Origin of the sequence: Herbaspirillum sp. B65 (genome assembly GCF_000333555.1) — a bacterium.
Lineage (GTDB): Bacteria > Pseudomonadota > Gammaproteobacteria > Burkholderiales > Burkholderiaceae_D > Herbaspirillum > Herbaspirillum rubrisubalbicans.
The window spans coordinates 1-8148 of the sequence record NZ_BADI01000319.1 but is presented as its reverse complement, the minus strand read 5'-3'; the positions used below and the strand labels follow the sequence as shown (position 1 = coordinate 8148).

Here is an 8148-nt window from a genome sequence, read left to right as displayed (position 1 = left end):
CGTCTGGAGTTATGGGCATTCACCGAAATATATTGACAGAATTGCTCAAGAATCTGGCTTCGTTCTTCTGGAAAAGCAGGTCACTACTCTTCGGCATGAGCTAGGAAGGGGTGTTTGTGGGATTTTGTTTTTATTAGGAAAGCCCGAGTTTTTGGAAGAGCCCATTTGACGGCCGAAGACCTCGGATGAAGCTGATTTTCGTGGGTAAGATCGATAGGAGTGCTTGGCTGAATTAATTCATCCGCGCAAGATGATCCCGAAAGAGCCTGCCGTCGGTTACCGCCCCGTTGTTGGCATCACTACTGAAGAAGCAATCAAGTCATCTAGATTCTCGAGCGTATTAAAACGAATGGAGTCTAGCGCTCGCCCCAACGCGTTGATGGGGCCGGCCCAGTTTCCATCTTCTGCCTGATGGAATATCCGCATGGAGTCATACCACGGTGTATCAGTACGTCCCTTTATCCATCGCCAACAGCCGTTATACCGAGATAACATCCAGACCGGCTTGCCTATCGCCCCGGCAAGATGTGCAACCGAGGTGTCGACAGTAATCAACAAATCGAGGTGAGAAAGTAGTGCTGCAGTATCGGACCAGTCGGTAATCAGTTCGGTAAGATCGGTGATGGGATTGATGAGCAAGCCAGATTCGACAAGTTCAGTCAGTTGATGCCTGGGCGCGCCTTTCTGAAGGCTGAACCACTCGACATCCGGGGTGTTATTCAGCAATGGGAGAAACGAGCGTAAAGGAATGGAGCGCCGAGAATCGATTAGTCGGGAATAGGCATCCTCATTGTGCTTGCTATGACCGCCCCACACTATCCCAACCCGTAGAGCTCGCCTGACGCCGATTCTACGGTCCCATGCTTTGATCTTTTCTGCGGGAGGCAAGAGATAACCTTGCGCATAAGGGATCATTTTTTCATTGTGTACCTCTAGAGCATAAGGAAGACTCATTAGTGGGCAATGAAAATCAAAATCTCGCACCTCCTCCTTCTCATAAACGAGAATTTCAATTTCGACGTGCCCTGGGCTGACAAACTGGTTTAACGAACCGCCGACAAGTTCTGCCAACGCCTGAGGTAAGATCAAGTAAACAGAGGCACCCATATTGGCCAACACCGGAGCAAAGCGACAAAATTGCAAAATGTCACCTAGACCTTGCTCAGGCCAAAGCACAACAGATTTTCCGAAGACGGGTTCGCCTAGCCAGCGTTTATCGCTAAACTCCCGCGTCATGCGGGGATCAGCCTTGATCCGATACTCATGCGCCGTCCAACCTCGTTTCCAATCTGCCACGGATAGCAAGGCCCGCCCAAAATGCCAATTCACGCTTGAATTGTCTTTGTCGGCTTTCAACGCTTTCTCAAATGAAGTAATCGCAGCATAGGGTTGGTTCATGTCTTGCAATGCGATGGCATTGAAAAGATGAGCCGACGAATGGATGGAATCGGACTCAGAAAGAAGCTTGCCGAAGCAATCAGAGGCATCCTTAGGTTTGCCTAGCAGAAGATAGCAGTGGCCTTTCTCAAATAAACTTTCGCTCAAAAGTCCACCTTGAAATGCCTGATCGAATGCCTCAATGGCTTGATAAAGGTAACCAACTTCCCGCAAACACATTCCCCAGTTATGCCAATCGGAGGATGAAAATAAATGCCCCTTTTCCTTGGCGCAAGCAAAGAGCGCGACGGCCCTGGGGTAATCTTTTTCAAGAAGAGATACAGTACCTAACTGACACAATGCGTCTAAGTGATTGACATCCTTCTGCAATATCTCTTCCAGTAGCAAGCGAGCTGCCTGAGTATCTCCTTTCATTATTAGGTCGGTCGCTTTCTGAAACCTCGTCTTGACACTAGCCATGGTCCTGTTCCTTGATATATGCAAAGGGTACTAATTTGCAGCAGACGCCATCTGCTCTGACCGTTTCCGCTTTTGACGATGGATATTGTCAGATCAACTTTGTTTTTTCAGTGGGAGGATTCTATCTCTCCACACCTGCATTCTGTCAATCGGTGTCTGCGTCGGCGTGCGTTCAGGCCAAATAAGGTCACTAACCGTATTACTGTGGTCGACTACATTATTCTGAGTTTCGATCAGTCAGGCTTGTGGACCTAGCTCATTTCGTGAGTTGTTTGCGCTAGCCATAACTCACTTTTGTGAGCGATGGCTCTGGCTTCCCAGATTCCTGTCGGTCCAAATAATTTAGATCAGGACATGTAGCCGTCTACGAAGGGGCGAACTCTTCTCCGCCTACGCGACTGACTATCGGGTTAGAGGGGGCGGCTATTCAAGCAAGGCCAGTCTTCTATCGAGAGTACGAGGATGTACGCCGAAGTGGAGTGCGACCTCTTTATGTGTCCAGCGCTCATGTTCCAGTAAATGTCGCGCTGTACGGATCTGATCGATGGAAAGTATCGGTCGTCTTCCCATTTTTGCTCCTCGGGCTTTTGCGGCAGCAAGGCCTGCGCGAGTTCGCTCACTGATAAGCGCGCGTTCAAATTCGGCCAAGGCGGCCATCATGTGGAATACCAGTCGTCCACCAGAAGAACTTGTCTCGATGTGCTCATTGATGGAGTGGAACGAGATGTTTCGCTGATCGAGGGATTCAAGGACGCGCACCAAGTGAGATAGCGAGCGTCCCAAGCGATCTAATCGCCAAACGGTGAGGGTGTCGCCAGGATGTAAACGGCGTAATGCCTTGGTGAGGCCGGGGCGTTCTGCGGTGGCACCCGAGATGCCTTGATCCATATAAATAACATCGCAACCGATCTTGTTGAGTGCGATGAGTTGCATATCGAGATTCTGGTCGTCCGTTGAAACACGGGCATAGCCAATCATCATAGTAGTTCCCCAATAGCAAGTTTTTGGGTCCGAAGCGCTGTGGCATTTCGGCTCAAGAACGGTGCTACTTCATTGACAAAAATGTTCGTTTTTGTCCGGGCAACAAATGACCCATGCCATCACCCGCAAAGCCAGTGTTTACGGGGGTGTCGCAATTGTGTTTTTAGCATCGCAGAAACGAACGTTATTGTACGCATTATTTTTTCCGCGTGGAAATATTTCTTTGGGGATTGAAATGGCGCCACCGGCGTGGGTACTGCTGATCCGGTTAGAGAACTACAGCGTGATCGTCATGACGGATGGCGACGAGGCGGCAGAGGAATTGCAAATGCGTGTGCTGCTGCGCGTGACTCGGATCTGTGAAGGCAAAGGCGGAATGGTGGGTTCGTTGCGCCGCGGAGTGATCGCTGTGCGGTGGGATATCGGACTGCAGGGAAGGTATATGCAGCACGAACCAGGGCATCGAGAGGTGCTATTGCAAGAGATTACGGCGGATCTGAACGAATACCTGCGTCGAGATTTGCGAGCCAAAGTGGCGGGTCAAGTGAGCGTCAGATGGGAGTTGGCTGATGCCGTTGGTGCTGGCCTCTTGGAGGCAAAGCACGTGTGGCCCGAATCGCATTTTGAGTCGGATGTGGCCATTGCTGATTCGGTGTACGAGGCTTTGAGGAGTAATCGTGTTGAAGTGGTTTTCGAGCCGGTGTGCCATGTACGTGATCGCGCGGAGATTTTGTATTTCGAATGTTTGGTGCGGATAAAAGGGGATGCCGGGGAACTTATTTTTCCTGCCGAATTTATTCCTGCTTTGGAACGCTTAAGGCTGATGAGGTGCCTGGATCGGCATGTACTCAGACATGCGATCGCCTTACTCAACCGGCAGCCGGAATTGATGTTGGGCGTGAATATTTCTGCGCAGAGTGCGGTGGATGACTTGTGGTGGGTGTCCACGTTTGTCGACTTGCTGGCGATGCCAGAACTTGCTCGGCGTTTGGTGGTGGAGATTACCGAGACGGCCCAGATGGAGTCGATGGCAGGAAAACGCTTTGCCAATACTTGCAACGACTAGGGTGCTTGGTTGCGATCGACAATTTTGGTTCGGGATTTCGGAGAGCGAACTGCACGAGAAATTGGAATGCCCCGATGTGATCAAGATTGATGGTGCGATGGTGCGCAATGCCAGAGGCAAAGAGAGCGGGGAATTTGAAGAGATGGTGAGCTCTGCGCGACAGTTGGGTTGGTTGGTGGTGGTGGAGGGCGTGGAGTGTGAGGAGGACCTGCGGATGGCGGAGCGCTCCGGTGCCGAATGGGTGCAAGGCCATTACCTAAGTACGCCGAAGTTGCTTGGGTGAAGAACTTGCGAACGGTCAGTGGGATGAAACGAGGAGGGGTAATGGTCGAGTATCAGGAAATCATACGAGGAATGCGAGAGGTGCCATTTCCGTCGCATGGGAAGCCTTCGTGTGAAGGGGAGATGGCAGTTTCTGCTGAGCGTCATCTATCGCAATTGAGGGATAGCGTGAGAAAGATTGTGGAGCTTTTCACTGCACCAGAAGCTTTCGATGATGCCGCTAGCACCTATGACGCGGGTATTGCATCGGGGTTTTATGGAAAGAGGGCGGCGATATCACAGGGTTTTAGAAAGAGCCTGGCGGATCGGTTGTGGTCCTTGAGGCGGGCGCGGAGGCGAGGCTATGTGAATGCCTTAAGAAAAGTTTATGCGGTGGGTTATGCGCAAGGGGAAAACATCGGATTGGATCGTGGCACGGTGACATCGAATTGATCTCGTGCGCGTGAGGAGGAAGTAGAGATGGATGATGTTGGGAAAAACAAAACTTATTTTGAGTTGTTGGCAGAGCGGGAATTGCTGGACCGAGAATTGACGCAGGCCAGAGCACGAGAAGCTGAATCAGCGTTGAAGGAAATAGCCGAAAGGATGTGGCTGTTTGAGTTTTCACCGAGGGATGTGGAGAAGGCCTATCGAAAACATGAGTTGGTGCATGGGAATCCGAAGGTAATGCGAGAGATCAGGGGAAAAAAGGCCGAGTTGTCGCGAGGCAGCTTGAATCTTAATGGAAGCGATGGTGCGCCTGAAGGCGCGATCAGCGTGAGCGGGGAATAAATGGGTAAAGAAATCTTAAAGCGATGCGGACAGAGGGTTCTTGCGGCAATTGGCGCGGGATGTGTTTTGTTTGCCTGCTTTTCACAGGAGGTGCGAGCTCAGAGCGTCTCGCCCGCCATGGGTGGGGCGAGCGTTGAGGAATTACAAAGAGGGGTGAATCCACGTCGTGTTGGAGGTATTTCGTCAGAGGGGGCGGTGACGGTACCGTCCATTTCTGAAGAAAATCCGGTGGACGAAAAAGACAAGAGAACGATTTATATCAAAGGATTCCGTCTGGTTGGACAAACCGTATTTGATGAGGCGACCTTATTGGGAATAGCCAAAGCCAGCCCAGGGCAGTACACGTTTGGCCAGCTTGAAAAGATGGCGAGGGCGATCACGACTTACTACCGTGATCGTGGTTATCTCGTTGGTCAAGCCGTGATTCCGGCCCAGAAATCGAAGGATGGTGTGATCGAGATTCGCATCGTGGAGGGGCGTCTTGAATCGGAAGCGAGCATCACCGCGCAAGACGAAGATGTGCAAAAGGCGATTCGTGCGATTTATCACGAAGTGGTCTGTGCCAAGGTGGAGAGCGATCCTCAGGCAAGCCGTTGCGAGGGCGTAGTGGCCACTGATCGGTTGGTGGAGCGCATTGTTTTGCTGGCCCGAGAGCAGACGGGAATGAAGGTATTTGGCTCTCTTTCTCCTGGAACGCAGCAGGGATATACCCATCTGAGCCTGAACGCCTTGTACGGAAAGAAGATCGTCGGAGAGGCATCTTTCGATAACTCGGGCTCCAGCTCGACGGGTAAGCAGCATCTGCAGGGCCACATGGTGGTCAATTCGCTTTTTGCTGTAGGCGATTCTCTGGATCTGTTACTAGGGACGTCGAATAAGCCAAGCAGCTATAAATTTTTCCAGGCGGACTATAGCCTGCCTGTAGGCGCAAAGGGCTGGCGCGTTGGTTTGAACCTGGGGCAGACCGAATATTACCTGGGTAGTGGCTTCTCGGCGCTGGGCGCTAATGGCGTTTCCCGATCGGTGGGTAGCTACGCCAAATATCCCCTTCTCCTGAGTTCGAATGCACGAACGGATTTGACATTCTCAGCCAAGGTTGGGCAACTCAAGGATAACAACCTGGCGTTCAGCAATCCGCGCCTGTATTGGCAGACGTCCGCCGATCTGGCAGGGCGTTTCGAAGACACCAGTCTGGGGACACCTGCGATTACGTTATGGGGAGCCCACCTGGATCGTGGTGGCGTGCGGATTACTGACTCGAACCAACAGGCAGTGGACAGTGCCACTTATCAGACGGCGGGTAGCTTCGATCGACTGAGCTTACGGGGTTCTCGTGAACAGGGATTGGGTGGCCGCTGGTCTGCCTACTTCTCTGGCACGGGAACGGCCGGCGATAAAAATATGGACTCCTACTTTAAGTTCGGATTGGGTGGTCCCTATGGTGTCCGGGCCTATCCCTCGGGTGAAGCATCGGGGGATCAGGGTGTATTGGGGACGTTCGAGTTGCGGTATGCCGCAGATCCATTCGACATCTTTTCACATTCAATCACGACGCGTGTGGCGGCGTTTTATGACCGTGGTTGGGTGAAGATCAATGCGTCCCCGCTAGCCGGTACGCGCATCAATAGCTACGTGCGGGCGGGCGCCGGGGTGCAGTTGGAGGTGACCGACACTGACCGAATGGGGTTGCGCATTTTCTGGGCTACGCCAGTGGGAACGGGGCCATCGACCTCCGATGGAGCGAGTTCACGTGTCGGAATTTTAACCAACTTGGTCTTTTAAGCGTGAGTCGCTACTAAAAACTAAAAGGAAAAAAGATCATGGAATTTTCATTAGAACGGTTCGAATCGTATGCCTACGGGCAGGACCTTGAAATGGCGATGCGTGAGTTGATTAACTTGCTCACTCATCTGGATGCGCATTACGGCGGGGTTGGTCAACAGTTCCGGGCGCAATCATTGGTGAGTGTTGCCCAAGAAGATGTTCACTCCCATATCTGGACACGCGCTGCGGCTGCGGCTGGCTGTTTGTTGGGTAACAAAGGCTTGTTCGTCAATCCGGAGTGGCGAGTCAAAGTGCTCACCCTGCACCGCTGGTTAGGGGCCTTATTCTCGGCTACTCCGATACAGAATACGGATCACATCATTCGCTCTCTGAATCGCAATGTGGATAAGGAGAACAGGGACCAGGTGCTGGTTGCTCAAGAAGACATGCTGAAATTCTGCTTCATGTATTCCTCCGAATCAGAGGTTCCATTGAATCTGGATGCGATTTGGGAGCATGACCCAGCACTGGCCACATCGTTAGCGATGTTGTTGCTGTCGCCGCGATTCTTGGGCACGCCCTCTGGCCACTCCAAACGCGAGATTCTATTGCCGTGGTTGACCGAGCGTCTTCCGCGCATTGCCGATGTGGATCTTCTACCCACAGGTGTGCTGCATGATGTGTATATGCATTGCAGCTATGCCGACCGCGCAGATAAACACGACATCAAGCGTTCCATCAATGTTCTGATTCGTCGCAAGCTCTCTGAGCAAGGTCTTCTGGATAGCGTTTTTGAGGAAAAACGTAGCAAGAAGCGCGCAGCAGGAAAGCCAGTGTTGCTGGTCGTCCTGGAATGGTTTTCAAAGGCGCATTCGATTTACCGGACGCATTCCAAGACGATTGAGGAAGCACGTCAACATTTCCATGTTGTCGGGATGGCTTATGAAGGTTGTGTGGATGATGTTACCAAGCAGGTTTTCGAACGATGTAATGCAAGGTCAGAATCAACGGCAATACTAGGGAACAAAACAGAAAGCCTCCATCCATCCACGGATAGATCAACCCATTCAGGGCAATACCGAAACCGGCCAGGATCACAATGACGGCGAGTAGCAGTCGTGGCTTTTTGAGATATACATTCTTCATGGTCGTGGGCAATTCCAAGCGGGATGGTCATGACGAAAGGCACTGGCGCGCTCACTGACTATCGTTGTTCACTTGGGTGGCGTAGAANATCAGCAGTGCCAGTGCCGCCAACGTGATAAAAAAACGGCGATAGCTGTGCCGAAAGGGCCTCTAAAATCCAGGGAGAAATCAGCAGCGCCCCATATCACACCGATGAAGCACAGGATCGGCAGCACCCACAAGCTGATGATTAGTCTCCATCCCAATCTGCTCGGGCAGGTGTGATGCGCCAGCAGCATGGC

General features: G+C 51.9%; 8 protein-coding genes and 1 pseudogene. 6 read left to right on the top strand and 3 right to left on the bottom strand.

Going from position 1 to position 8148, the window contains the following annotated elements; genetic code table 11:
• Nucleotides 1-276: 276 nt before the first annotated feature.
• Entirely contained in the window at nucleotides 277-1857 is a 1581-nt protein-coding gene (locus I5W_RS08200) for a tetratricopeptide repeat protein (RefSeq protein ID WP_017455476.1), read from the bottom strand.
• A 423-nt stretch (nucleotides 1858-2280) separates the two neighbouring features.
• Nucleotides 2281-2838: a recombinase family protein gene (locus I5W_RS08195; protein ID WP_017455477.1), complete on the bottom strand. Its 558-nt coding sequence runs from the start codon at nucleotides 2836-2838 to the stop codon at nucleotides 2281-2283.
• A gap of 106 nt (nucleotides 2839-2944) precedes the next feature.
• Here I5W_RS08195 and I5W_RS29035 point away from each other — a divergent pair, with 106 nt between their 5' ends.
• The 6 genes and pseudogenes from I5W_RS29035 to I5W_RS08170 all read left to right on the top strand — a co-directional run.
• Nucleotides 2945-3904, top strand: coding sequence for an EAL domain-containing protein (locus tag I5W_RS29035; protein ID WP_083893495.1), 960 nt, complete (start codon nucleotides 2945-2947; stop codon nucleotides 3902-3904).
• Complete coding sequence (locus tag I5W_RS31975; protein WP_252716948.1) at nucleotides 3882-4187, top strand: EAL domain-containing protein; 306 nt, start codon at nucleotides 3882-3884, stop codon at nucleotides 4185-4187. Before I5W_RS29035 ends, I5W_RS31975 begins: the two co-directional genes overlap by 23 nt.
• Before the next feature lie 41 nt (nucleotides 4188-4228).
• Nucleotides 4229-4618, top strand: coding sequence for a hypothetical protein (locus I5W_RS08185; RefSeq protein WP_017455479.1), 390 nt, complete (start codon nucleotides 4229-4231; stop codon nucleotides 4616-4618).
• 27 nt (nucleotides 4619-4645) lie between these two features.
• Complete coding sequence (locus I5W_RS08180; protein WP_017455480.1) at nucleotides 4646-4957, top strand: hypothetical protein; 312 nt, start codon at nucleotides 4646-4648, stop codon at nucleotides 4955-4957.
• Nucleotides 4958-6739 (top strand): ShlB/FhaC/HecB family hemolysin secretion/activation protein, encoded by a 1782-nt coding sequence (locus I5W_RS08175; protein WP_081584736.1) that lies wholly within the window; start codon nucleotides 4958-4960, stop codon nucleotides 6737-6739.
• Nucleotides 6740-6777: 38 nt separating this feature from the next.
• Nucleotides 6778-7473 (top strand): annotated as a pseudogene (locus I5W_RS08170) (peptide transporter); the annotation flags it as partial.
• A gap of 483 nt (nucleotides 7474-7956) precedes the next feature.
• Here I5W_RS08170 and I5W_RS32785 read toward each other — a convergent pair.
• Nucleotides 7957-8148 (bottom strand): hypothetical protein (locus I5W_RS32785; protein ID WP_217284440.1); only part of this gene is annotated, 192 nt, incomplete at its 5' end.

What these genes read in the sequence shown, in the direction of transcription:
- I5W_RS08180 (WP_017455480.1), top strand. Translation starts at nt 4,646, where the DNA reads ATGGATGATGTTGGGAAAAACAAAACTTATTTTGAGTTGTTGGCAGAG.
- I5W_RS08175 (WP_081584736.1), top strand. Translation starts at nt 4,958, where the DNA reads ATGGGTAAAGAAATCTTAAAGCGATGCGGACAGAGGGTTCTTGCGGCA.
- I5W_RS08200 (WP_017455476.1), bottom strand. Translation starts at nt 1,857, where the DNA reads ATGGCTAGTGTCAAGACGAGGTTTCAGAAAGCGACCGACCTAATAATG.
- I5W_RS29035 (WP_083893495.1), top strand. Translation starts at nt 2,945, where the DNA reads ATGACCCATGCCATCACCCGCAAAGCCAGTGTTTACGGGGGTGTCGCA.
- I5W_RS08195 (WP_017455477.1), bottom strand. Translation starts at nt 2,838, where the DNA reads ATGATGATTGGCTATGCCCGTGTTTCAACGGACGACCAGAATCTCGAT.
- I5W_RS08185 (WP_017455479.1), top strand. Translation starts at nt 4,229, where the DNA reads ATGGTCGAGTATCAGGAAATCATACGAGGAATGCGAGAGGTGCCATTT.